21 protein-coding genes and 1 riboswitch are annotated in these 25634 nt (G+C 63.6%); of the genes, 18 read left to right on the top strand and 3 right to left on the bottom strand.

Translation table 11 applies throughout. The annotated features are described in order from the left end of the window. Position 1: 1 nt before the first annotated feature. Positions 2-670, bottom strand: coding sequence for a GntR family transcriptional regulator (locus tag VRS74_RS04565; protein WP_354144058.1), 669 nt, complete (start codon positions 668-670; stop codon positions 2-4). A 48-nt stretch (positions 671-718) separates the two neighbouring features. Between VRS74_RS04565 and VRS74_RS04560 the strand changes: the two genes are divergently transcribed. Genes VRS74_RS04560 through VRS74_RS04540 form a run of 5 tightly spaced genes read left to right on the top strand, consistent with a single transcriptional unit; the run spans position 719 to position 5606 of the window. Next, complete coding sequence (locus VRS74_RS04560) at positions 719-1522, top strand: aspartate/glutamate racemase family protein (RefSeq protein ID WP_354144057.1); 804 nt, start codon at positions 719-721, stop codon at positions 1520-1522. Further along, positions 1522-1953 (top strand): nuclear transport factor 2 family protein, encoded by a 432-nt coding sequence (locus tag VRS74_RS04555; protein ID WP_354144056.1) that lies wholly within the window; start codon positions 1522-1524, stop codon positions 1951-1953. Before VRS74_RS04560 ends, VRS74_RS04555 begins: the two co-directional genes overlap by 1 nt. Further along, on the top strand, positions 1953-2363 hold the full coding sequence (locus VRS74_RS04550; RefSeq protein ID WP_354144055.1) for a nuclear transport factor 2 family protein: 411 nt from the start codon (positions 1953-1955) through the stop codon (positions 2361-2363). The genes VRS74_RS04555 and VRS74_RS04550 overlap by 1 nt, the downstream gene beginning before the upstream one ends. A gap of 44 nt (positions 2364-2407) precedes the next feature. After that, positions 2408-4942 (top strand): TonB-dependent receptor, encoded by a 2535-nt coding sequence (locus tag VRS74_RS04545; protein ID WP_354144054.1) that lies wholly within the window; start codon positions 2408-2410, stop codon positions 4940-4942. Positions 4943-4970: 28 nt separating this feature from the next. After that, on the top strand, positions 4971-5606 hold the full coding sequence (locus tag VRS74_RS04540) for an isochorismatase family protein (RefSeq protein WP_354144053.1): 636 nt from the start codon (positions 4971-4973) through the stop codon (positions 5604-5606). On the opposite strand, the gene mtnP is transcribed toward VRS74_RS04540, so the two are convergent. Further along, entirely contained in the window at positions 5603-6475 is an 873-nt protein-coding gene (gene mtnP / locus VRS74_RS04535; RefSeq protein ID WP_354144052.1) for an S-methyl-5'-thioadenosine phosphorylase, read from the bottom strand. The two genes, VRS74_RS04540 and mtnP, sit on opposite strands and share 4 nt — an antisense overlap. A gap of 254 nt (positions 6476-6729) precedes the next feature. Between mtnP and VRS74_RS04530 the strand changes: the two genes are divergently transcribed. The 4 genes from VRS74_RS04530 (at position 6730) to VRS74_RS04515 (ending at position 14188) form a co-directional block, all read left to right on the top strand. After that, the gene (locus tag VRS74_RS04530; protein ID WP_354144051.1) at positions 6730-8157 is read left to right on the top strand and encodes an aldehyde dehydrogenase family protein; all 1428 of its coding nucleotides are present in this window, start codon (positions 6730-6732) and stop codon (positions 8155-8157) included. 13 nt (positions 8158-8170) lie between these two features. After that, the gene (locus VRS74_RS04525; RefSeq protein ID WP_354144050.1) at positions 8171-9529 is read left to right on the top strand and encodes a phosphotransferase; all 1359 of its coding nucleotides are present in this window, start codon (positions 8171-8173) and stop codon (positions 9527-9529) included. Beyond that, complete coding sequence (locus tag VRS74_RS04520) at positions 9529-10815, top strand: acyl-CoA dehydrogenase family protein (protein ID WP_354144049.1); 1287 nt, start codon at positions 9529-9531, stop codon at positions 10813-10815. The genes VRS74_RS04525 and VRS74_RS04520 overlap by 1 nt, the downstream gene beginning before the upstream one ends. Positions 10816-10930: 115 nt before the next feature. Next, positions 10931-14188: an amidohydrolase family protein gene (locus tag VRS74_RS04515; protein WP_354144048.1), complete on the top strand. Its 3258-nt coding sequence runs from the start codon at positions 10931-10933 to the stop codon at positions 14186-14188. A gap of 27 nt (positions 14189-14215) precedes the next feature. Here VRS74_RS04515 and VRS74_RS04510 read toward each other — a convergent pair whose 3' ends face one another. Beyond that, positions 14216-14695, bottom strand: coding sequence for an Lrp/AsnC family transcriptional regulator (locus VRS74_RS04510; protein WP_354144047.1), 480 nt, complete (start codon positions 14693-14695; stop codon positions 14216-14218). Between the two features lie 135 nt (positions 14696-14830). Here VRS74_RS04510 and ald point away from each other — a divergent pair, with 135 nt between their 5' ends. The 9 genes from ald (at position 14831) to gcvH (ending at position 25632) form a co-directional block, all read left to right on the top strand. Beyond that, positions 14831-15916 (top strand): alanine dehydrogenase, encoded by a 1086-nt coding sequence (gene ald / locus VRS74_RS04505; RefSeq protein WP_354144046.1) that lies wholly within the window; start codon positions 14831-14833, stop codon positions 15914-15916. A 122-nt stretch (positions 15917-16038) separates the two neighbouring features. Continuing rightward, the gene (locus VRS74_RS04500; RefSeq protein ID WP_354144045.1) at positions 16039-17022 is read left to right on the top strand and encodes an ArsR/SmtB family transcription factor; all 984 of its coding nucleotides are present in this window, start codon (positions 16039-16041) and stop codon (positions 17020-17022) included. Further along, the gene (gene metF / locus VRS74_RS04495; protein WP_354144044.1) at positions 17019-17948 is read left to right on the top strand and encodes a methylenetetrahydrofolate reductase; all 930 of its coding nucleotides are present in this window, start codon (positions 17019-17021) and stop codon (positions 17946-17948) included. Before VRS74_RS04500 ends, metF begins: the two co-directional genes overlap by 4 nt. Beyond that, a complete protein-coding gene (locus tag VRS74_RS04490) occupies positions 17945-18991 on the top strand; it encodes a homocysteine S-methyltransferase family protein (protein WP_354144043.1) in 1047 nt (348 codons plus the stop codon). Before metF ends, VRS74_RS04490 begins: the two co-directional genes overlap by 4 nt. Next, entirely contained in the window at positions 18991-21618 is a 2628-nt protein-coding gene (metH, locus tag VRS74_RS04485) for a methionine synthase (protein ID WP_354144042.1), read from the top strand. The genes VRS74_RS04490 and metH overlap by 1 nt, the downstream gene beginning before the upstream one ends. Next, entirely contained in the window at positions 21615-22532 is a 918-nt protein-coding gene (locus VRS74_RS04480) for a sulfite exporter TauE/SafE family protein (protein ID WP_354144041.1), read from the top strand. The genes metH and VRS74_RS04480 overlap by 4 nt, the downstream gene beginning before the upstream one ends. 44 nt (positions 22533-22576) lie before the next feature. Beyond that, complete coding sequence (locus tag VRS74_RS04475; protein WP_354144040.1) at positions 22577-23761, top strand: serine hydrolase domain-containing protein; 1185 nt, start codon at positions 22577-22579, stop codon at positions 23759-23761. Positions 23762-23849: 88 nt separating this feature from the next. Then, a riboswitch (glycine riboswitch) is annotated at positions 23850-23950 on the top strand. Positions 23951-24119: 169 nt separating this feature from the next. Further along, positions 24120-25256: a glycine cleavage system aminomethyltransferase GcvT gene (gene gcvT / locus VRS74_RS04470; protein WP_435521372.1), complete on the top strand. Its 1137-nt coding sequence runs from the start codon at positions 24120-24122 to the stop codon at positions 25254-25256. Positions 25257-25260: 4 nt separating this feature from the next. Further along, complete coding sequence (gene gcvH, locus VRS74_RS04465; protein ID WP_354144038.1) at positions 25261-25632, top strand: glycine cleavage system protein GcvH; 372 nt, start codon at positions 25261-25263, stop codon at positions 25630-25632. Positions 25633-25634 lie beyond the last annotated feature (2 nt).

Here is a 25634-nt window from a genome sequence, read left to right as displayed (position 1 = left end):
GTTATGCAACCCCCCGATCCAGTCGAGCAAGGCCCCGATGTGCATCGGCGTAGACATGGTACGCGCGGCGAATATGACCGGCCATTATGGCTTCGGCCCATGGCCCATCCCTACGCGCAAATGCCGCCAGCAGGTCTTCATGTTCGGTGTAGGAGCGGCTAAATGCATCGATCCCGTAGTGTTGTGCGGTTCGCCAGACAACCGGCTGTTCGATCAGAGCACCGAGCAAGCTTTTGAGGCGCCGCGAATCAGCCGCCTCAAGAATAATCTCATGAAACTTCTTATTGTGATCCAGGAAAGCTTGGACATCGGGCCTGCCATGTGCAGTTGCCCTGTAAATAGCTGAATTACAATCACGAAGTGCTTTAAGCGTCTTGTTGTCCATACGCTCCGCGGCGCGCCTGGCCGCGTAGCTTTCCACCATCGCCCGCAGCTCGAACGCATCTGCCACATCACCCAAAGACCAGTCGGCCACGAAGCTGCGCTGCGAATTGTTCTTGCGCACTAAGAGCTCGGATTCCAGCCTCCTGAGAGCATCGCGAACCGGAGTGCGCGAGACGCCGCAGCGCTCGGCGAGCATCTCTTCGCTCAGTTGTTCTCCCGAGGCGAGTTCGCCTGAGAGAATCATCGCTCGAATAGTTTCATAAGCTCGATCGGAAGCTTTTGTCATTCTTAGCTCTTGGGGCTTGACTTGTCTCAACTGTATACAATATCAAACATGGGAAGCAAGGGTGTTGCGGCCATTGTTGCTGAGCGCGAGGAAGCGGATTTGGGTGACATGAACCGTATCAAGGTCATCGTGCCGATCCCGATGGATGAGGCTGGCGTTGCCAACCGGGCCGAGCAATTGCCGGAGCACTTCGTGCGCCCCGATTTCAAGCCCGAATTCGAAGCGGTGCGCTGGGGTGCGGCGCTGGGCGACAGCTATCACGACACCATGCTGATGGACTGGACCGTATTCCAGGCCGGGATCACTGCCGAGGAAGAAGGATATGCCGGTGTGCTGATCGACACGGTCAGCGACAGCGGCATGCGCGCCTTGCGCAGCGCGCTGAGCATCCCGGTGGTCGGCCCGGGCGAGGCGAGCTTCGCGATGGCGATGATGCTGGGCAAGAAGTTCACTGTGCTGACCATGTGGCCCGAGTGGTTCCCGCTCTACGAGAAGACGCTGACCGAATATGGCTGGTGGGATCGGGTCGCCTCGCTGCGGTCGATCGACACGCGGCCCGATGTCACCGAATTGCTGGAAGGCAAGGAAGAGGTGGTGTTCGGCAAGCTCAAGGCCGAAGCGGAAAAGGCGATGGAGGAAGACGGGGCCGATGTGATCGTGCTCGGCTCCACCACCATGCACCAGAGCGCCGCCTATCTCGACAGCCAGTTGCCGATCCCGGTGCTGAACCCGGGGCAGGTTGCCTACAAGCTGCTCGAAACGCAGATCGAGCTGGGCCTGACCCATTCGAAGAAGGCCTTTCCCGCACCCGAAGTGCCCAAGCAAGCAGACATCCGAAAGGGGTGGTATTGATGAGCGATTGGAGCGAAGGCGGATCCGGACAGGCGCCGCTGCCCTATCCCTTTTACATCGACATTGTGACCAAGCGCTATTTCGACGGGGTCGACAACAAGAACCTCGACAAGGTGCTCAACTGCTTCACGCCCGATGCGGTGCTGACCGAGGTCACCAGCAACACAGTGCATGAAGGGCGCGAGGCGATCCGGGCGATGTTCGTCAAGCTGTTCGCCGATTTCGAGCAGATCTGGCACGGCAATTTCGTCCACACCGCCGATCCGGAAACGAACGCGATCTGCAGCCAGTTCACCGTGCTGATTACCCCCGATGGCGCCGATCAGCTACGCTATGAAAACTGCAACCGCTTCTATCTGAAGGACCGGTTGTTCCACCGCGTCTATGTCTACATGAGCGGCGACAGCTTGCTGAAGGAAGGGGACGCCTGATGCAGTACGAACCCACGCTTGACCGGGCCGCCCTGATCGACTTCGCGACCCAGAAATACTTCGCCAATGTCGATGCGAAGAACATGGAAGCGACGCTCGACTGTTTCCATGACGAAGCGCTGTTCTGCGTCCAGACCGCGTTCACCCGCCATGCCGGCAAAGGTGAAATCCGCCGCATGTTCGAAGATTTCTTCGGCGCTTACGAAACCATCATCCATCGCGATTTCACCTGCACGGTGGACGAAGCGAACGGGCGCATCGCGGCCTGCTTTACCGCCGAGCTGCACGATGTTGATGGCAATGTGACCTTGCTTTACAACACCAATTTCTGGCGGCTGCGTCCGGGGGCGGACGGGCCGAAATTCCAGGAAGTCTATGTCTATATGAGCGGCGCCAACGTCCTGACCTGACAGCGTCGATTGAGCGAAAACACACAGTTCAGGGAGAACTGAAAATGAGGAACTTCAAGACCGTTCTTGCATCGGGCGCCGCCATTGGTGCCCTTTTTACTGCAACGCCGGTGCTGGCACAGGATGCCGCTGGCGCCGAAGAGGCGGAGGAAAGCAACGCGATCATCGTCACTGCCCGCCGCCAGAACGAAACGCTGGCCGAGGTGCCGACCGCGATCACCGTGTTCACCGCCGACGCGCTGGAGAAGACCGGCATCCAGACGGCTGACGAATTCGTCCAGCTGACCCCGGGCGTTACCATCGTCACCGGCACTGCCGAGGCCGGCGACACGCAGATCAACATCCGCGGGATCAACGGCGCGCGCGACGCGGAAAGCTCGGTTGCGCTGGTGGTTGACGGAATCCTCAAGACCAACACGGCGCAGCTGAACCAGGACCAGGGCACGCTGCGCCAGATCGAAATCCTCAAAGGCCCGCAGGGCGCGCTATATGGCCGCAACGCGGCGGCCGGGGCGATCGTGATCCAGACGCTCAAGCCGGGCGAAGTACTGGAAGGCGGGGTCAAGGTAAGTGCAGCTGAGGATTCGACTTACAAGGCATCGGCCTTTGTCTCCGCGCCGGTAGGCGATGGTGCGGGTTTCGTTATCTCGGGCAGCTATTCCACCACCGACGGCTTCTACCGTAACCGCTTCCTGGACTCCAAGACGATCGACGACCAGGAAGTGTGGTCGATCGACGGGCGGTTTGTCGCCAATCTGGGGCCGGCGACCGAGCTGGATGTGAAGGCGCGCTATGCCGATCTCAAGGGCGCCTCGATCAACTTCAACGCGGCCTTCCACCTGCCCAATTTCGCTGCCGTCGATCCGGCCTTCTTCGAGGATGTGAACGAGCATCCGTTCGATTTCTATTCGAACATCCGGCCCACAAACGCGCAGCAAACCTTCGAAGCTTCGGCCAAGATCGAGCATGAATTCGAAGGCGCCACGCTGACGGCGTGGGCACTTTACAGCGATGTCGACCAGTCGCTGACGGCTGACGGCACCTCGGCGGACTTTGCACGCTTCCTCGACTTCACCGGAACTGCGACCGGCGACCTGGCGGCCGCCAATGCCGCCTGTTTCGCCTCGACCGCGCAGCTGACCGGCTATCCGCTCAATGCGCCGACCTTTATCGGGCAGATCCCGGTGCCGTTTATCTTCGCACCGGCCAATGGCTCGACCTTCGGGCCGTACAGCCCGACGACTTGCGATGGTACGCAATACCAGATCCGCCAGCAGAGCGATTTCAGCGCGGAAGTGCGGCTGGCATCGAATGGCGACGGCTATGTCGACTGGCAGATCGGCGCCTATTACCTGCACATCGATCGCGATGTGGGCGTCAGCCTGGGCGCGGACCTGGGCAACGGGATCACCCGCCAGCTATACAACGCGCCGGGCTCAGCCAACCCGACCACGCAGCTCTTCAATGACGACTTCTCGACCGATGTTTATGCGGTGTTTGCGTCGGCCGATTTCGAAGTGAGCGATCGCCTCGAACTCGGACTCGCAGCGCGCTACGATATCGAGGATCGCAAGGTCTCGAGCCTTGTCCCCGCCGTGTTCGATCCGTTCACCGGCGGGCCGATCAACCCCGGCCAGGCAGTGGTGGGCGGCGTAGTCCAGCCGATTGCCGACCAGTCCGAAAAGTTCAAGCAGCTGCAGCCCAAGATTTCGCTACGCTATGAGCTGAGCGACGACGTCAATTTCTACGCCAACTGGGGGATCGGCTTCAAATCGGGCGGGTTCAACAACCAGGGTTCGGCGGCGATCGTCGATTCCGCTTTCAACCAGTTCATCGGCACCAGCGTGCTGATCGAAGACCAGTACCGCAAGGAAAAGTCGAGCGCGTTCGAAGCGGGGATCAAGGGTGAAATCGGCGGTGCGGTCACCTTCGACCTCGCCGGTTACTACACCACGATCGACGACATGCAGTTCTTCGAATTCTTCGTTGGTCCCTTCGGCCTGCTGCGCGTGGTCTCCAACATCGACGAGGTGGAGGTCTATGGCGCCGAGCTCAACCTCAGCGCCGAGATCATGCCGGGCTGGAGCGTGTTCGGCTCAGCCAATGTGACCGAAAGCGAGATCAAGGAAAATGCCTCGCGTCCGGTCACGGTGGGCAACAAGTCGCCCTATACCGCCGATTACACGATTAACCTGGGCACCCAGCTTGACCTGCCGGTGACCAACACGATCGATTTCGTGGCACGTGCGGATTACCGCATCACCGGCCCGACCTGGTTCCACACGCTGCAGGACGATCCCAACCCCACGCTGTTCAGCGGCCTGCTGCCCGGCTCCGCGCTGGAGCTGCCGGCCTTTGTCGGCGACGCCGATTATTCGATTTCGCGGCGCGACGAATTCTCGGTCATGGACCTGCGCGTCGGGTTCGAGACCGACAGCTGGTCGATCACCGCTTTCGCGGACAATCTCCTCAACGAGAAATATCTCAACGAAGTGATCACCGCGGTCGAGTTTGGCGGGTCGTTCATCTCGCCTGGAGGGTTGCGTCGTTTCGGGGTTGAACTAGGCTACAAGTTCTAAGCCGAACAACGCGAAAGGGTCCCTTCGGGTGAGCACGGAAGGCGCAAAGGGCAATTATGCCGGTGTCTTCGAAGGACGGATCGGGTTCGGGCGAAAGCCCGCGCTGATCCTGGTCGACTTCGTCGAAGCCTATTTCGCGAAGGACAGCCCGCTTTATGCGGATGTCGAGCCTGCGCTCGCGGCGGCATTGCAATTGCGCGATGCCGCCCGCGCGGCGGGTCTGCTGGTGATCTACACCAATGTCGAATTCCATCCCTCGATGATCGACGGGGGGCGCTTCGCGCAGAAGATCGGCGCGCTTTCCAGTTTCGTACGTGGCAGCCAGTTCGGCGCCTGGCCAAGCGGGCTGGAGCCGCGCGCAGACGAGCTGGTGATTTCGAAGCAATATGCCAGCGCATTCTTCGGCACTTCGCTCGCTTCGACGCTTACCGCCAGCGGGCATGACAGCCTGGTCATCACCGGGCTTTCAACCAGCGGTTGCGTCCGCGCGACCTGCGTCGATGCCTGCCAGCACGGTTTCATCCCGATCGTGGTGGAAGAGGCAGTGGGCGACCGGCACGACGATGTCCATCGCGCCAATCTGTTCGACATGAACGCCAAATATGGCGATGTGGTTGGCATGGCCGAAGTGCTGGAGCACTTCGCGCAAGTCGCGCAGGCCTAGGCGCCGCTCAGCAACCTTCCGGCCACCGCGTCGAGCTTTGCCAGCAGTGCCGGGTCGTGCTTGTCGGGCGCGGTGATCACTGCGTCTTCCAGCGCGAAATCGATCGGCGAAGGCTCGCGCGCTTCAGGCAGGACATTGATGAAGCGTACCAGCATGTCGCGCGCCAGCTTGCCGTTCAGCTGCATTTGCGCGATCACTTGCGCCACGTCGACCGCTTCGCCTTCACGCCAGCAGTCGTAATCGGTCACCATGCCTACCAGCGCATAGGGCAGCTCGGCTTCGCGGGCGAGCTTGGCTTCGGGCATGGCGGTCATCCCGATCACGTCTGCACCCCATTCCCGATACATGCGGCTTTCGGCGCGGGTCGAGAACTGCGGGCCTTCCATTGCGAGGTAGGTCGCGCCGGTCGCAACCTTGCCCTTGGCCCCGGCGATCGCGGCTGCGGCCATTTCGGACAGGCGCGGGCAGACCGGGTCGGCCATGGAGACATGCGCGACCAGCCCGGTTCCGAAGAAGCTGTTTTCGCGCGAAGTGGTGCGATCGATGAACTGGTCGACCACGGCGAAGCGGCCCGGCTCAATCTCCTCGCGCAAGGATCCGACCGCCGAGATCGCCAGAATGTCGGTGCAGCCGGCACGCTTGAGCACGTCGATATTGGCGCGGGCGTTGAGATCGCGCGGCGAGACCGGATGGCCGCGGCCATGGCGCGGCAGGAAGCGCACGCGCACATCGCCGATGCGCCCGCACAGCACTTCGTCGCTGGGCTTGCCCCACGGGCTCTCGATCGCGATCCATTGCGCGTCTTCGAGCCCTTCGATCGCGTAGAGCCCCGATCCGCCGATGATCCCGATGGTCCACGGGCTGGTCATGCAATTCCCCTGTCTGCGCGCATTCGCACCATGCTTTATCGCTCAATGCCGCGACATGGCAAAGAAATGGTTAGCCGATGCGCGCTAACCCTGCCCGGCGGTTGGGCGATTTGGGTTGCATAGCGCAATGGATAGGCGCGGCAAGGCGACGCAATGCCTATAAAATGCGGCGAAAACATTTGCCCTGCGGGCGTGCCAGTCCCATCTTGGCGACTCGCAGATCCCCTTACGAGAATGTGAAGAGAGAGGCTCCCATGGTCACCCAGTATAAGAACCTGATCGACGGCAAGATGGTCACGACCGGCGAATGGTGCGACGTAGTCAATCCCGCCAATGAGCAAGTGATCGGCCAGGTGCCGAAATGCGGCAAGGACGAGCTGGACCAGGCCGTGGCTGCGGCTCGCCGCGCATTCAAGACCTGGAAGAACACGTCGTTCGAAGAGCGCCAGGCGGCCTGCATGGCGATTTCGAACGCGATCAAGGACAATGCCGATGAACTCTTTCGCCTGCTGACGAGCGAGCAGGGCAAGCCGCACGAGCAGGCCAAGGGCGAAATTTTCGGCGCGGTCGGCATGTCCGCCGGGCAGTCGACGCTCAAGCTGGAAGACGTGGTCAATGAAGACAGCGACCAGCGCCTCAGCCGCACCCGCCGCGTACCGGTGGGCGTGGTCGGCGGGATCGTGCCGTGGAACTTCCCGGTCATGATGGCGATCCAAAAGATCGTGCCCGCGCTGATGAGCGGCTGCACCATCGTGCTCAAGCCCTCGCCCTTCACTCCGCTCACCACGCTGCGCATTGCAGAGCTGATTGCGGACAAGGTGCCGGCAGGCACGGTCAATATCATCACCGGCGAAGACAGCCTTGGCCCGCTGATCACTTCGCACCCCGATATCGATAAGATCACCTTCACCGGCTCGACCGCGACCGGCAAGAAGATCATGGAAGGCGCCAGCGCCGACCTGAAGCGCATCACGCTCGAACTGGGCGGCAATGACGCTTCGATCGTGCTGCCCGATGCCGATCCGAAGAAGGTGGCGGAACAGCTGTTCTGGTCCAGCTTCTCCAATGCCGGGCAGATCTGCGTGGCGGCGAAGCGCATCTATATCCACGAGGATATCTATGACGAGCTGAGCCAGGCGATCGTCGACTATGCCAAGACGGTGAAGGTGGGCGACGGGTCCGAACAGGGCACCGGCGTCGGCCCGATCCAGAACAAGAAGCAATTCGATCGCGTGTGCGAGCTGATCGAGGACGCCAAGGAGCATGGCTACAAGTTCCTGGTCGGCGGCGAGGTCGATCCGTCGGGCACCGGCTATTACGTGCCGATCACCATCCTCGACAATCCGCCCGAAGACGCGCGGATCGTGGCCGAGGAACAGTTCGGCCCGGTCATGCCGCTGATGAAGTTCTCGAGCGAGGACGAAGTGATCCAGCGCGCCAACAATTCGGACTATGGCCTCGCCGGTGCGGTGTGGACCGGCAATCCGGAGAAAGGCGTCGAGATCGCCGAGCAGCTCGAAACCGGCACGGTGTGGATCAACGAATATCTCCACCTGTCGCCCTTCGCGCCTTTCGGCGGCCACAAGCAGTCGGGTTTCGGCGCCGAATACGGCCTCGATGGGCTCAAGGAGTTCACCTATCCGCAGGTGATCACCGTGCGGAAAGACAACGTCCCCGCCTGATCGCGCTATTGCGGTGAGCGGGGCGGAAGCAGGCACACTCGAAACGGGCCTGGCCCGCGCACTGGCGCGGGTCGGGCTCGGTCCGCCTGCGGGGATGACGCGCCTTACCGGCGGTGCAACCATGGAAAGCTGGCGCTTCGAAGCGAGCGGCGAGCATTTCGTGCTGCGCCGCGCGCCTTCCGCCGCAATGATGGAAGGCCGTGCGATCGGCCACGACATCGAAGCCGCGGCGATCCGCGCGGTCCATGCAGTGGGCGTGCTGGCGCCCGAGATCGTGGTCGAGCTGGAGCCGGATGACGGGCTCGGGACCGGCTTCGTCATGCGCGCGCTGCCCGGCACGCCCGACCCGCGCACGATCCTTGCAGACAATGCGGGTGACGCGGAGGGGCAAAAGCTCGCGGGCCAGCTTGCGCGCGAGCTGGCCGGGATCCACGGCGTTGACTTCAACGCCTTGCCCGAAGGCTTGCCTACGCTCGATCCGGCTGAAGGCGTGGCGGGCCTGCGCACGCAGTTCGAGGAAGCAGGCGGCGACCGCCCGGTCGTGGCGCTGGCGCTGCGCTGGCTGGAAGACAATTTGCCCGCACCGACCGATCCGGCCCTGATCCATGGCGATTATCGGCTCGGCAATGTGCTGGTCGCGGGACGCGAGCTCACCGGGGTGCTCGATTGGGAGCTCGCCCATCTCGGCGATCCGCATGAGGATCTCGCCTACGCCTGCATGACCGTGTGGCGTTTCGCGCGGATCGATCGCCCGGCTGCGGGCCTGGCAAGCCTCGACGACTTGTTCGCCGCCTATGAGGCAGCCGGTGGCCGACCGGTCGATCCTGCATGCTTCCACTGGTGGCTGGTCTATCGCACGTGCTGGTGGGCGCTCGGCTGCTGGCGCATGGGGCGCACCTGGCGCGAAGGCGCCGACCGCACGGTCGAGCGCGCGATCATCTCGCGCCGGACCAGCGAGCAGGAGCTCGACCTGCTCCTTCTCCTCGAAAGCGAGGCGCCGCAGGCCGAGCGCGAGCGGGTACTGCCACCTTCATCGCCGCTGCCGCCTCCCACGGGAGAGGCAACGGCGGGCGAACTCGCCACGGCGATTTCCGAATGGCTCGCCACGGTCAAGGATCGGATGGAGGGCCATGACCGCTTCCAGCATGCGGTGGCGCGCAACGCACTCGGCATCATCGCGCGCGACTATGCCGCGAAGGTCGACCCGGTCGATGCGCCGCTCGCCCGCGCGCTGCTCGACGGTTCGCGGAGGCTGGCCGAACCCGGGCTGCTCGCGCAGCTGCGCCGCACCGCACTCGACAAGCTGGCGGTCGACATGCCCAAATACCCCGCGCTCGCGGTTGCCCGGCGCCAATGGACAGGAGAGGATTGATGGATTTCACCGTCCCGCAGGAACTCGAGGACTATTACGCCGAACTGGTAAAGTTCATCGAGACCGAGATCGTCCCGCTCGAGCAAGCGGACGACAACATCCGCTTTTTCGACCATCGCCGCGAACATGCGCGCACCGATTGGGAGAAGGGCGGGCTGCCGCGCCACGAATGGGAGGACCTGCTGCGCCAGTCGCGCAAGCTGGCCGACGAAGCGGGCCACTGGCGCTTCTCCGCGCCGAAGAAATATGGCGGCAAGGACGGTTCAAACCTCTGGATGGCGGTGATCCGCGACCGCTTCGCTGCGCGCGGGCTGGGCCTGCACAACGATCTGCAGAACGAACATTCGATCGTCGGCAATTTCCCCTTCGTCGCCATGTTCGAGACATTCGGCACCGAAGAGCAGAAACAGGAATTCATCCTTGGCGGCTTTGAGGGCACGCGGCGGGTCGCCTTTGGCCTGACCGAGGCCAACCACGGCTCGGACGCGACGCATATGGGCACGCGCGCGGTTCGCGAGACGCGCGACGGGGTCGACGGCTGGCGCATCGATGGCGAGAAGATGTGGATCACCGGCATGCATGTCGCCACCCATTGCGCAATGTTCGCCCGCACCAGCGGCAAGGCTGGCGATGCGAGCGGCATCACTTGCTTCCTCGTGCCCAACCCCACGCCCGGCCTCGAGATCGAGGAATGGATGTGGACCTTCAACATGCCGACCGACCACCCGCGCCTGTCGGTCAACAATGTCTGGGTGCCCGACAGCGCGATCCTTGGCGTCGAAGGGCGCGGGCTCGCGCTGGCGCAAAGCTTCGTCCACCAGAACCGCATTCGCCAGGCAGCTTCTTCGCTCGGCGCGGCGAGCTATTGCGTCGAGGAAAGCGTGCGATACGCCCGCGAACGCAAGCCCTTCGGCGAGGAACTGGCGAAGAACCAGGCGATCCAGTTCCCGTTGGTCGAACTTGCCACCCAATGCGAGATGCTGCGCCTGTTGATCTACAAGACCGCCTGGGAAATGGACAACATGCCGCACGAGATGATCGAGAAGACCATCTCGGACAAGGTGAGCATGTGCAATTACTGGGCGAACCGGCTGGTGTGCCAGGCCGCCGACCGCGCGATGCAGGTGCATGGCGGGATCGGCTATTCGCGGCACAAGCCGTTCGAGCATATCTACCGCCACCACCGCCGCTATCGCATCACCGAAGGCGCGGAGGAAATCCAGATGCGCAAGGTGGGTGCCTACCTGTTCGGCTATCTGGGCCCCAAGCGGGGGGTGTACGGATAAGACGGCGCTAGCCGCTCGCCATTCATCGATCCCTGTTGCGCAATGATCGTTCGCGCGCTGGCATAATTCGCGCGGCCCATTATGACTCCCCGCCTGTTCAAGGGGAGAACCATCTATGGGTCGCACTGCCACCAGCCGCTTTGTCGGCACCCGTTCCATTGCCGCCGTGCTGCTTGCCGGTGCCGCACTCGTCGCAACGCCGCTTGCCGCGCAGGACGAAGGCGGGGAGAAGAAGGACGAGAAGTGGGACGTCGAAGCGCCCAAGGGTGCGACGATCAAGCAAGTGCCGATCGAGACGAGCGAAGGCACTTGGATGGATGTTGACGTTTCGCCCGATGGCAAGACGATCGCTTTCGCCCTGCTGGGCGACATCTACACCATGCCGATCACCGGCGGAACGCCGACCCGCATTGCCGAAGGTCTGGCCTGGGAAGTGCAACCGCGCTTCTCGCCCGATGGCAGCCGCATCGCCTTCACTTCGGATCGCGCCGGCGCGGACAATATCTGGGTGATGAATGCCGACGGTTCGGACAAGCGGCAGGTCACCAAGGAAGATTTCCGCCTGCTCAACCAGCCAAGCTGGAGCCCCGACGGGCGCTTCATCGTCGCCAAGAAGCACTTCACCACCCAGCGTTCGGCGGGCACGGGCGAAATCTGGATGTATCACGTCTCGGGCGGCGGCGGCGTCCAGCTGACCGAACGGCCCAATCCGCAATTCCAGAAGGAAATCGGCGAGCCGATATTCGCGCCCGATGGCAGCGCGGTCTATTTCACTCGTAACACCACGCCGGGCAATGCCTTCATCTACGCGCAGGATTCGAACGCCGGGATCTTCGCGATCGAACGCTATGACATTGCCAGCGGCGAAGTGACCACCGCGGTTTCAGGCTTCGGCGGGGCAGTGCGCCCGACGCCCTCGCCCGATGGCAAGTCGATCGCCTTCGTCCGCCGCGACAAGGACCAGAGCCAGCTGTGGGTGAAAGACATCGCCAGCGGCGCCGAACGCATGGTTTATGGCGATCTCGACCTCGACATGCAGGAAACCTGGGCGGTCTATGGCGTCTATCCCAATATGGACTGGACGCCTGACAGCCAGTCGATCGTGTTCTGGGCAGGCGGCAAGCTCAAGCGCATCGGTGCCGACGGCACCGGCCTCGCGGAAATTCCTTTCACCGTCAGCGACACCCGCGGGGTCGCCGATGCGCCGCACCCGGTGATCGAGGTTTCGCCGGACAGCTTCACCACCGCCATGCCGCGTTTCGCCACGCTTTCGCCCGACGGCAGCCGCGTGGTGTTCGAAAGCATGGGCAGGCTCTACACCAAGAGCGCGCGCGGCAGTGACGCTCCTGCGCGGCTGACCCGCGACAGCTCCGACACGCTCGAGCTGTGGCCCGCTTTCAGCCGCGACGGCAAGAAGCTTGCCTATATCCGCTGGAATGACGAGCGGCTGGGCGAGATCGTCGTCGCTGACGCCAATGGCCGCAACCCGCGCGTGGTGACGGGCCAGCCGGGGCATTACGCGATGCCGCAATTCAGCCCCGATGGCGCCACTATCGTGTTCGAGAAGCGCGAGGGCGGCTATCTGACCGCGCCCGAATATTCGGAGAACCCCGGCATCTACACCGTGCCTGCGGCAGGCGGGGCGATGCAGCTCGTTTCGCGCGACGGATCGGACCCGCATTTCGGCGCAGACAACGATCGCATCTTCATGAGCGTGAACGCGGGCGGCAAGCTGGCGCTCGTTTCGACCCATCTCGACGGCGAGGATCGCCGCACCCATGCGCAGGGCGAACTCGCCAACGACTTCCGCGTATCGCCCGATGGGCAGACCGTTGCGTTCCGGCAGAATTACGAAGTCTTTGCCATGCCGCTGATGCCGGGCGGCAAGCCGGTCGACGTGGGAGAAAAGGGCGGCGCGCTGCCGGTGACCCGCGTCAGCAAGGGCGGCGCGGATTATGTCGGCTGGTCGCGCGACGGTGCGCTGCTCAACTGGTCGATCGGCCCCGAAGTGAGGACCGCCGAGACCGCGCAATTCTTCCGCAACTCACCCAAGGGCAAGGATGACAAGGGCGATGGGTTCACTCCGCCAGAGGCAGGCATCCCGATCGGCCTGACGATCGAAGCGGCCAAGCCCACGGGCACGCTGGTGCTGATCGGCGCGCGCGTGCTCACCATGGCGGGCGATGGCGCCGGTGCGATCGACAATGCCACCATCGTGATCGAAGGGGACCGGATCACCGCGGTCGGGCCGACCGGCGCGCTGACGGTGCCCGAAGGCGCGACCACGATCGACGTTACCGGCAAGGTGATCATGCCGGGCCTGGTCGATGCGCATGCGCACGGGCCATACGGCACCGGGGACCTGATCCCGCAGCAGAACTGGGCGCTGATCCAGGACCTCGCCATGGGCGTCACCACGATCCACAATCCGTCCTCCGATGCGAGCATGGTGTTCGCCGCAGCCGAGCGGCAGCGCGCCGGGCTCACGCTCGGCCCGCGCATCTTCTCGACCGGCGAGATCATCTACGGCGCGAAATCTCCGAGCGTTTATGCGCGGATCGACTCCTATGAGGATGCGCTCGAGCATGTCCGCCGGATCAAGGCGCAAGGCGGCATCTCGGTGAAGAACTATAACCAGCCGCGGCGCGAGCAGCGCCAGATGGTGGCGCGCGCCGCCGCCGATGAAGGCATGCTGGTGGTGGCCGAGGGCGGCTCGCTGTTCGGCATGGACATGAACCTGATCGTGGACGGCAATTCCACGCTTGAGCACAACGTCCCGGGCGAAGTGATGTATGAGGATGTGCTGCAGCTGTTCGGCCAGTCGCAGACCAATTACACGCCGACGCTGGCGGTCACCTACGGCGGCCTGGCAGGTGATCCCTATTGGCGCCAGGCGACCGATGTGTTCGACAACCCGCTGATGGTGCACACCAGCCCCAAGCATCTGCTCGCCGCAACGGCGCGGCGCACCAAGGCACCCGACTGGGCGTTCGTCGATGACGATGCGGCACGCGAAGCGAAGAAGATCGCGGAGCGCGGCGTCAAGGTCAGCATTGGTGCGCATGGCCAGCAGGCCGGCATCGGCGCGCATTGGGAGCTGTGGAGCTTCGCGCGCGGCGGGATGAGCCCGACCGAGGCGCTGCGCGCCGGCACGATCGAATCCGCGCGTTCGCTTGGGATGGACAAGGACATCGGCAGTATCGAGCCGGGCAAGCTGGCCGATCTTGTGGTGCTCAATGCCGACCCCTCGGCTGACATCCACAATTCGGACAAGATCGACCAGGTGATGCTGGGCGGGCGGCTCTATGATGCCAAAACCATGAACGAGGTTAGCACCGGCACTGCCCAGCGGCGCAAATATTGGTGGGAATGAGGGCGGCGGCAGGCGCCGCCCTGCGTTCTAGCTAGTGGCGGCGTCGGCCCAACCCGGCGGCAGGCGCGGTTCGACCACCTGCCGCAGCACGAAGCTCGATTCCATCCGCACGACACCCGGAAGGCGCGACAATTCCTCGCGGTGGATCTGTGCGAAGTGATCGAGTGAACGGACCAGCAGGCTGACGAAATAGTCGTCGCTGCCGCTCATGAGTTCGCATTGGACCACCGAAGGGCTGGCGGCAATCGCCTGCTCGAAAGCGTCGAGCTGTTCGCGGCTCTGGCTCGCCAGTGTCATGCGGATATGGACACGCGCGCCGTAGCCCAGCTTCTCGACGTCGAGATCCGCCTGGTATCCGCGGATCAGCCCGCTTTCCTCCATCGCGCGCTGGCGCCGCGCGATCGAAGTGGGGGAGCGCCCGATCGACTCGCCCATCTGCTGATGCGTGGCGCGCGCATCGGCGCTCAATTGTTGGAGCAGCTTGCGATCGACCGCATCGAGTTCCATGCTACTAACCTGCGTTATCGGGCCAAATGATGCAGAAATACTGCAGTATTGAGCCCATATCCCTCAATCTTCGCTGAGATTCAAGCCGGGTATGCGTGTATACTGCACCGAGAGAGTTTTATCCGGAGAGAACCCATGCTTGTCGGCGTCCCCAAGGAAATCAAGAACCACGAATATCGTGTCGGCCTCACGCCCGAAGCGGCGCGCGAATATGTCGCTGCCGGTCATCAGGTCATCGTCGAAACCGGCGCCGGAATGGGCATCAGCAAGACTGATGCCGACTATGCAGCTGTCGGTGCGGAAATCGTCGACAGCGCCGCTGAAGTCTTCGCCCGCGCCGAAATGGTGGTGAAGGTGAAGGAGCCGCAGCCGTCCGAATGGGTCCAGCTGCGCGAAGGCCAGATCCTTTTCACCTATTTGCACCTCGCTCCCGATCCCGAGCAGGCGAAGGGCCTGATGGCGTCGGGCGTTTCAGCGGTGGCCTATGAAACCGTGACCGCGCCTGACGGCTCGCTGCCGCTGCTTGCTCCGATGAGCGAAGTGGCCGGGCGCCTGTCGATCGAAGCGAGCGCGCATGCCAGCCACGCCAACAATGGCGGGCGCGGCATTTTGATGGGCGGCGTGCCCGGCGTGCTGCCGGCCAAGGTCGTGGTCATCGGTGGCGGCGTCGTCGGTACGCAGGCGGCGCGCATGGCTGTGGGCCTCGGCGCCAATGTCGAGATCCTCGACCGTTCGCTGCCGCGCATCCGCGAGCTCGACGACATGTTCCAGGGCCGGGCAACCACCCGCTATTCCAACGCGGGAACGATCGAGGACGCGATCACTCAGGCCGATGTTGTCATCGGCGCCGTGCTGGTCCCCGGTGCCAGCGCACCGCGGCTGGTCACGCGCGACATGCTCGGGCTGATGAAGCGCCGGGCCGTGTTGGTCGACGTCGCCATCGACCAGGGTGGGTGTTTCGAAACGTCGAAGCCGACCACGCATGAAGACCCGACCTACCTCGTCGACGACATCATTCACTATTGCGTCGCCAACATGCCGGGCGCGGTTCCGCATACCTCCAGCTATGCGCTCAACAATGCGACGTTGCCGTTCGGGCTGGCGCTGGCCAACAAGGGCATTGCCGCGTGCGAGGATGATCCGCACCTCCGGCTGGGCCTCAACGTGCATCAGGGCCGGATCGTGAATGAAGCGGTGGCTGAAAGCCTCGGCTTTTCGTGATGCGCCATCGCGCGTTCCTCTGGCGGGGTTGCGCAGGATGATGTAAATGCGGGACGCGATCGGTGCTCAGTCGCTGATCGCGCATTTACACATATAAAAATATCTTTATATGTCGTTTCGAAATGACGCTCGAGACGATCCTGAAGGCATTGGCCGATCCGACGCGGCTGCGCATCATGCGCCTGCTCGCAGCGATGGAGCTTGCCGTGGGTGAGTTGGCGCAAGTGTTAGGACAAAGCCAGCCGCGGGTCTCGCGCCATGTCGGCATTTTGTGCGATGCCGGGCTTGCTGAGCGTAGGCGCGAAGGCAGCTGGGTATTCCTGCACGCACCCGGCACTGCCGAAACGCTGACCCCGCTTGCGGCTGCAGTCGCAGGGTTGCTCGCCACCGCCGAGCGCGAGGACGAGGGCTTCGCCCGCCAGTGCCTTGAAGACCGGCGCAAGCTTTCGGCGATCCGCGCCGCGCGCGAAGCCTCCGCGCAGGCATGGTTCGAACGCAATGCGGGCGATTGGGACGAACTCCGCCGGATGCACAGCCCGGATCGCATGGTCGAGCAGGCTTTGGTCGAGGCGCTGGGTGATGCCCCGCTCGGCCAGTTGCTCGATATCGGCACCGGAACGGGCCGCATGGCGGAGCTGTTCGCCGACCGCGCCGAACGCGTGGTGGCGCTCGACAAGAGCCTCGAGATGCTCAAGCTGGCGCGCGCCAAGCTCCAGAACCTCTCGGCCGACAAGATCGAGCTGGTGCAGGGCGATTTCGCGGACCTGCCCTTCGCCGAAGCGCAATTCGACACTGTGCTGCTGCACCAGGTGCTGCATTTCGCGCAGCATCCCGAAGTCGCGTTGCAGGAGGCCGCGCGCGTCACACGCGCAGGCGGACGCATCGCGATCGTCGATTTCGCTGCGCATGGGCGCGAGGAATTGCGCGAGCGCCACGCCCATGCAAGGCTCGGTTTCGAAGATAGCCAGATCCGGCAGATGCTGCGCCAGGCCGGCTATTCCGCCAGCGCCCCGGTCGCACTCGAAGGCGGCGAACTGGTGGTCAAGATCTGGCTCGGCCAGCGCCGCGGCACGCCAGCTGCCGCCAACAAGGAGGCCACAGCATGAGCGCGCCGCTCGATCCCCGGCACGAGGAACTGACTGCGCATGACAGCCCGCTGTTCGCGTCGCTCCCGGGCGATCTGTCGATCAGCTTCGAATTCTTTCCGCCCAAGACGGAGAAGATGGAAGAGAAGCTGTGGGACACGGTCGAGCAGCTCAAGCCGCTCGATCCCAGCTTTGTTTCGGTCACATATGGCGCGGGCGGATCGACCCGCGAACGCACCCACGCCACGGTGGCGCGGATCATTTCCGAAGCCGGGCTTCCGGCGGCTGCGCATCTGACCTGCGTCGACGCCAGCAAGGCCGAGATTCGCGAAGTGGCGGAGCAATATTGGGAAGCGGGCGTGCGGCACATCGTTGCACTGCGCGGCGATGCGGGCGAGCCGGGCGCGCCCTTCGTCCCGCACCCGGAAGGCTATCGCAACGCCGCCGAACTGGTGGCGGGTCTGAAGCAGATCGCCGATTTCGAGATTTCGGTCGCGGCTTATCCCGAGGTCCATCCAGATGCTGCGAGCGCAGAGGCGGATATCGACAACCTCAAGCGCAAGCTCGATGCCGGCGCCAGCCGCGCGATCACGCAGTTTTTCTTCTCGGCCGAGACTTTCTTCCGCTTCCGCGACGCATTGGCGCAACGCGGGATCGAAGCGCCGGTCGTCCCCGGAATCCTCCCCGTCACCAATGTCGCGCAAGCAAGGAAATTCGCCGGAGCCTGCGGTGCCGCGATCCCTGACTGGATGGACGGGCTCTTCGAAGGCCTCGATGAGCGGCCTGCCGCGCGCCAGCTGGTTGCTGCAACCATTGCTGCCGAACTGTCACGCCGCCTCTATGCCGGCGGTGTGCGCGACTTCCACTTCTACACGCTCAACCGGCCCGAGCTGTCCTATGCGATCTGCCATTTGCTCGGTCGCAGGCCGAAAGGGGGCGCCGCATGACCCCGCGCGAGCAACTGCTGGCTGCCGCTGCGGAGCGCATCCTGATCAAGGACGGTCCCTATGGCACTGCGATCCAGAAGGCGAAGCTCGCGGCACAGGATTATGCGGGCGACACTGGCCTGGTGCAGGACCAGAAGGGCAATAACGACCTCGTCAATCTGACCCAGCCGCAGATCATCCGCGCGATCTGCGACAGCTATATCGATGCGGGCGCGACGGTGTTGGCAACCAACACATTCAACGCCAACCGTATCAGCCAGGCCGATTACGGGGCGGAGCATCTGGTACGCGAGATCAATGTCGCGGCATCGCGGATCATCCGCGAAGCTTGCGAGGAAGCGACCGCGAAGGACGGGATGCCACGCTTCGTCTGCGGGGCGATGGGGCCGACCAACAAGACGCTGTCGCTCTCTCCCGATGTCGACGACCCGGGCTATCGCGAAGTCACGTTCGACGATATGAAAGACGTCTACCGCGAACAGGCGGCTGCGCTGGTCGAGGGCGGCGCGGACTTCATCCTGATCGAGACCGTGTTCGACACGCTGAACTGCAAGGCGGCGATCATGGCGGTGAAGGAACTCGAGGCGGAGCAGGGGCGGGAGATTCCGTTGATGATCTCGCTCACGCTCACAGACCTGTCGGGCCGCAATCTGTCGGGCCACACGGTTGAGGCCTTCTGGTACACCGTCCGCCATGCCCGGCCAGTTACGATCGGGCTCAATTGCAGCTTTGGCGCGGACCAGCTCCGCCCGCATGTCCAGCTGCTGAGCGGCATCGCCGATGCGTTGTTGATGGCCTATCCCAACGCCGGCCTGCCCAACGAGCTGGGCGAGTATGACGAACTGCCCGAAACCACCGCCGCGCTGGTGCGGCAGTGGGCCGACGGCGGCAAGGTCAACATCCTGGGCGGATGCTGCGGCTCGACGCCCGAACATATCGCTGCGGTCGCCAGGGCTGTCGAAGGCATCGCGCCGCGCCGCGTGCCTGCGCTGGCTCATGAAATGCGGCTTGCCGGGCTTGAACCTTTCACGATTGCCGCCTGATGACCGAACAGACAACCGCCCGCCCAACCACGGCAAGATTCGTCAATATTGGCGAACGCACCAATGTGACCGGATCGGCTGCGTTCAAGAAGCTGATCATGGCGGGCGATTATGCCCGCGCGGTCGAAGTCGCGCGCCAACAGGTCGAGAACGGCGCGCAGGTGATCGACGTCAATATGGACGAAGGCCTGCTCGACGCCGAACTGGCGATGACCACCTTCCTCAAGCTGATCGCCGCCGAACCCGACATCGCCCGCGTGCCGGTGATGATCGACAGCTCGAAATGGAGCGTGATCGAAGCGGGGCTGAAATGCGTTTCGGGCAAGCCGATCGTGAACTCGATCAGCATGAAGGAAGGCGAGGAAGCCTTCCTCGCGCAGGCGCGCAAATGCATGCTCTATGGTGCAGCGGTCGTCGTCATGGCCTTCGACGAGACCGGCCAGGCCGATACAAAGGCGCGCAAGGTCGAAATCTGCAAACGCGCCTATGATTTGTTGACCGGCATCGGCTTCCCGCCGGAAGACATCATCTTCGATCCCAATATCTTCGCGGTCGCGACCGGCATCGATGAGCACAACCGCTATGGCCTCGACTTCATCGAGGCGGTGCGCGAGATCAAGGCCGCTTGCCCCTACGCCAAGACCAGTGGCGGCCTGTCCAACCTCAGCTTCAGCTTCCGCGGCAACGAGACTGTGCGCCGCGCGATGCATTCCGTGTTCCTCTATCACGCGATCCCCGCCGGGCTCGACATGGCGATCGTCAATGCCGGCCAGCTCGATATCTATGACGATATCGACCCGGCGCTGCGCGAGGCCTGCGAAGACGTGATCCTGATGCGCCATGCAGACGCCACCGAGCGGCTGATTGCGCTCGCTGAAAGCTACAAGGGCGTCGACGCAAAGGCCGAGAAAGAGGCCGAGGAGTGGCGCGGCTGGCCCGTCGCCAAGCGGCTCGAACATGCGCTGGTGAAGGGCATCGACGCGCATGTGGTAGAGGACACCGAGGAAGCCCGCCAGCAATTCTCGCGCCCGATCGAAGTGATCGAAGGCCCGCTGATGGACGGCATGAACGTCGTCGGCGACCTGTTCGGCAGCGGCAAGATGTTCCTGCCGCAAGTGGTCAAGAGCGCGCGGGTGATGAAGAAGGCGGTGGCGCACCTCATTCCCTTCATCGAAGCCGAGAAGGAAGCCAGCGGCCTGGCCGATCAGTCCAAGGGCAAGATCGTGATGGCGACCGTCAAGGGCGACGTGCACGATATCGGCAAGAACATCGTGGGCGTGGTGCTACAGTGCAACGGCTATGACGTGATCGATCTGGGCGTGATGGTGCCGTGGCAGGACATCCTGAAGTCCGCCAATGACAACAAGGCTGACATGATCGGGCTTTCGGGCCTTATCACCCCGTCGCTCGACGAGATGGTGACCGTGGCCGAGGAAATGCAGCGCGCCGGGATGACCATGCCCTTGCTGATCGGCGGGGCGACCACCAGCAAGGTCCACACTGCGCTCAAGATCGACCCGGCCTATACCGGCCCGGTGATCCATGTGCTAGACGCCAGTCGCGCGGTGGGCGTGGCCAGCCGGCTGCTGTCCGACACGCAAAGGGACGAGTTCGTTTCGGGCACCGCTGCCGAATACGAGAAGGTTCGCGAAGCGCGCGAAGGCAAGGCGCAAAGCGTGTTGTTGAGCATCGAGGAAGCGCGCGCGAACTATTACGACGCCTATCTCAGCGACAAGCCCGCACCACCGCTCAAGCCAGGCCTGCATGTCTTCGAGGACTGGGACCTGGCGGATTTGCGCGAATATATCGATTGGACACCATTCTTCCGTGCGTGGGAACTGCACGGCAATTATCCCGCGATCCTCGATGACGAAGTGGTGGGCGAGACCGCACGCCAATTGAAGGCCGATGCCGACGCCATGCTCGACCGGATCATCAAGGGTAAATGGCTCACTGCGCGCGGCGTGGCGGGACTCTGGCCCTGCGCAAGGGATGGTGACGATGTGACGATCCACCTCGTCGAGGAAGAGCGCCACGTCGTGATCCCCTTCCTGCGCCAGCAAGTGAAGAAGAGCCGCGACCGCGCCAATATGTGCCTTGCGGACTTCATCGACCCGGCGGGCGACTGGATTGGCGGATTTGCCGTGGGCATCCACGGGATCGAGCCGCATTCGAAAGCCTTCCTCGATGCGAAGGACGATTATTCGGACATTCTGCTCAAGGCGCTCGCCGATCGCTTTGCCGAAGCCTTTGCCGAGCGGTTGCACCTGGCTGTGCGCACCGATCTGTGGGGCTATGCGCCTGACGAGCAGCTGACCAATGAAGCGCTGATCAAGGAACAGTATCGCGGGATCCGCCCCGCGCCGGGCTATCCCGCCTGCCCCGATCATTCGCTCAAGCCAATCCTGTTCGACCTGCTCGATGCGCCAGCCAATGCGGGCCTGACCCTGACCGAGAATTTCGCGATGTGGCCGACTGCGGCGGTCAGCGGCTTCTATTTCGGGCATCCCGAAAGCCAGTATTTCGGCGTGGCCCGGATCGGGCGCGATCAGCTTGAAGATTATGCCGCGCGCCGCGGAGTCGATCTTGCTACGGCGGAACGATGGCTGAGGCCGAATCTCGATTGAGCAAATTGCCGCCGGGGCGGCTGGTATGGTGCGGCGGGGCTTTGCTGCTCGCGGCCTATGCCGCGCTGTGGGGGCTGGTCCATTTCGATGTCGCGCTGTTGCGGCAATTGTGGTTCCTGCCCGGCGTCGGCGTGATCGGCGCGATCATCGCCAACACATCGGGCACGGGTGGCGGCGTGGTGTTCGTGCCGGTGTTCAACGCCTTGCGCGAACATGGGGTGATGACGCTGTCGCCGCTCGAAGTGGTCGGCGTATCCATGGCGATCCAGAGCTTCGGCATGACCATGGGCGCGCTCCGCTGGACCGACCGGCTCTACCACCAGCCGCAGCCGGGCCCGCTCGAGGCGCGCGTGCAAGTGCGCGATTTCTTCCTCGTCGCGCTGGCGGTGCTGGCGCTGTCGGTGCCGAGCATGCTGTTCGTGCAGCGCGCCACCGCATTCGACCAGCAGGACGTGTTGCTCGCCTATAAGGGGTTCTCGATCCTGCTCGGTCTCGCGCTGATCGTCTCGACCTGGACGGTCAACCTTGCCAGGCCGGAAAAGGGAAAGCTTGAGCGGGTCGATCTCGTCGTGCTGCTGTTGCTTGCGATCCCCGGCGGCGCAATCACCGCATTGTTCTCGGTCGGGATCGGCGAACTCGTCGCCCTCTATCTCTTCATCCGTCACTATCCGGTGCTGCTTTGCACGGGCGCGGCCTGCCTGATCTCTTCGGTCAGCGTGATTGCGGGGTCGGTCTGGCATATCGAGGCGGGCACGATCCAATGGGAAGTCGTGTTGCTGGCGGCACCCGCAGCCGTGCTCGGCGGCTTCTTCGCACGCCCGATCGCTCTGTGGCTCGGCGCGCGGCGGCTCAAGACGCTCGATGGCGCATGGATCGTCCTCTCGGCTTTCTACCTCCTGTGGCTCAACCGTTAGGTCAGGGGATTGACCTTGCGCCCGCTCCGGCGAACAAGCGGAACATGATCCGCATCGCTCTCGCCGCTTTATTGGTATGCATGCCGGCAATGGCCCGTGCAGACGATCCACCCGTTCCCGCGACTGTCTTGGTCGCTTTCGACAGCGAGAAAATCCGCCCGCTGATCGTGGAAGGCGTGGCTGACCGCGCGACCGGCCGAAAGGTCGAAGCCAACGACCCGGTGCGCATTGCCAGTATTTCCAAGCTGATCATGGCGCTTGCGACCTTGCGACTGGTCGAAGAGGGCAAGGTCAGCCTCGATGCGGATGTTTCAGACTATCTCGGCTGGGAACTGCGTTCGCCCAATTTCCCCGATGCCAAGGTGACGCTTGCGCAATTGCTGAGCCACCGCTCGGGCCTGCGCGACCGGGTCGATTACATCATCCCGCTGGGCGAGAGCTTGCGGGCGAGGGTTTCCAATCCTGAGGCATGGTTTGCCGATGCGCCGCCGGGCGAAGCGCCATTCGAATATGCCAATCTGGGCTCGCCGGTGGTCGCAACCGTTCTCGAAGCTGCGACGGGCGAGCGCTACGACCGTCTGGTCGAACGCACCGTTTTCGCGCCGCTGGGGATCGAGGCCTGCCTCAACTGGGTGGGATGCAGCGAAGAGCGGGTGCAGCGCGCAGTGGTGCTCTACCGGGATACTGGCGAAGTGGCGCGCGATGACGCCGCCGACCTTCCGCCCAATTGCGCGATCCCGGTGGCTGAAGGCGTCGAATGCACACTCGATAACTACGTTCCCGGCACCAATGCCTCGATCTTCTCGCCGCAGGGCGGGGTGCGGATCGGGATGATCGACCTCGCCAGGATCGGGCAGGAACTGATGCGCGAGCAATCGCAAGTGTTCCCGAACGAAATGATGCTTCCCGCCGGTGAAGCCCTGTTCGCGGAGCAAAGCCCGGGGCAGGATTTCTTCTGCCGCTATGGCTTCCACATGCAAATCATCGACGATGCCGACAGCCCCTGCAAAGACACTCTCTTCGGTGACGGGCAGGCGCGGCTCGGCCATGCGGGCGAAGCCTATGGCCTGCGCGCCGGCCTGTGGTTCACCATGGAGGGCAGGCAAGGAGTGGCCTATTTCACCACTGCGGTCCCGCCGCGCCCCAGCGCCGAGGATGAAGGCGGCTTCGATCCGCGCGAAATCGAGCTGATGGCGCGCGCGCAGGCCCTGCCGGCAGCCAATCGTTGAGAAAGCGCTGCATCGCACCATTGCCTGATTGACGCAGGAGTCTGAATCGCGCAGGGCGAATGGGTCGGCCGGGGAAGCGATTCTGCGGCAGGCGCGCGCGGGAGAGTCCGCGGGGCATGGCAACATGCTCCCGGCGCCGAAGGAGCAACCGCCCCGGAAACTCTCAGGCCACCGGACCGCGCGGGCCATCGACACTCTGGAAAGCGTTCGCGCCGGATCCCTTGCGGGCCTGTGGGAACCACCGAAGGGGAAGGCTGCGCAGCCCGCCAGGGCGTTCGGCTAAGCTCTCAGGTCACCCGACAGAGGGGGTACGGAACGAAGCTTCACAGCGAAGCTTTGCGCCTTCTGTGCGGGGACCATTGATTTGAGCGACGAAGAAACCATCGAAGAACTGCCGCTGGAGCTTTTGCCGCTCGATGCCTGGCACCGCGCGCGTGGCGCGCGCATGGTGCCATTCGCCGGCTATGAAATGCTGATCCAGTATGAGGGCATCGTCGCCGAGCACGAATGGACGCGCAATTCAGCTGGCCTGTTCGACGTCACGCATATGGGCCAGCTGCTGTTGTCCGGCCCCGATCTCGACGCCGCGGTCGAAGCAGTGCTGCCGATCGACCTTTCGACCCTCAAGGCAGGCATGCAGCGCTATTCGCTGCTGCTCGACGAGAATGGCGGTGTGCTCGACGATCTGATGGTCTCGCGCTGGCCGGACCAGCTCCACCTCGTGGTCAATGGCGCGACCAAATGGGACGATATCGGCCATTTGCGCGAGCACCTGCCTGACGAGATCACGCTTAACCACCTCGACGAACAGGCGCTGTTGGCTCTGCAAGGCCCCAAGGCAGTGGATGCATTGGCGCGGCATGCCAAGGGCGAGCAGCCAGTTTCGGCGCTCACCTTCATGAAGTTCGGCCGTTTCACGATGGCCGGGCACGATGTAACCATCGCTCGGGCGGGCTACACCGGCGAAGACGGTTTCGAGATTTCGCTTCCGGCCAAAGCCGCGGTCGAAATCGCCGACCTGCTGTGCGGCGAGCCCGAAGTGAAGCCGATCGGCCTTGGCGCGCGCGACAGCCTGCGGCTGGAGGCGGGCCTGCCGCTTTACGGGCATGACCTTTCGCCCGAGACCAGCCCGATCGAAGCGGGCCTGCTGTTCGGCATCAACAAGCGTCGGCGGCAGGAAGGCGGATTTCCGGGCGCCGAGCGCATCTTGCGCGAGATAGCCGAAGGCACGGCGCGCCGCTGGGTCGGCCTTGCGCTCGACGGCCGGCTTCCCGCGCGCGAAGGCGCCGAAGTGTTCGCGGGCCCCGGCAAGGTCGGAACTGTGACCAGCGGAGGCTTCTCGCCCACGCTCGGCCATCCGATCGCCATGGCCTATGTCGACAGCGCGCATGCCGCCCAAGGCACTGCGCTAGAAATCGAAGTGCGGGGCAAGCGCCTTGCTGCCACCGTCACGCCGATGCCCTTTGTCCCGCACCGCTATTTCCGAGGGAGTTGAAGCAATGCCGCGTTACTTCACCGATGAACACGAATGGATCGACGTCGATGGCGTGACCGCCACGGTCGGCATCACCGACTATGCGCAAGGCCAGCTGGGCGACATCGTTTTCGTCGAACTGCCTGCAATCGGGACGAACCTCGACAAGGGCGGCGATGCCGCGGTGGTCGAGAGCGTCAAGGCGGCGAGCGACGTCTACGCGCCGATCAGCGGCAAGGTGACCGAAGCCAATTCGGACCTCGAGGAAGACCCGGCGCTGGTCAACACCGACCCGGAAGAGGGCGGCTGGTTCTTCAAGATGACCGTAGGCGACGCCAGCGAGCTGGAAGGCCTGATGGACGAGGCGGGCTACAAGGCCTTCGTCGACGGCCTCTAAGT

Origin of the sequence: Altererythrobacter litoralis, assembly GCF_036324225.1 — a bacterium.
Taxonomy (GTDB): domain Bacteria; phylum Pseudomonadota; class Alphaproteobacteria; order Sphingomonadales; family Sphingomonadaceae; genus Erythrobacter; species Erythrobacter litoralis_A.
This window is presented reverse-complemented; position numbering and strand designations above follow the sequence as displayed.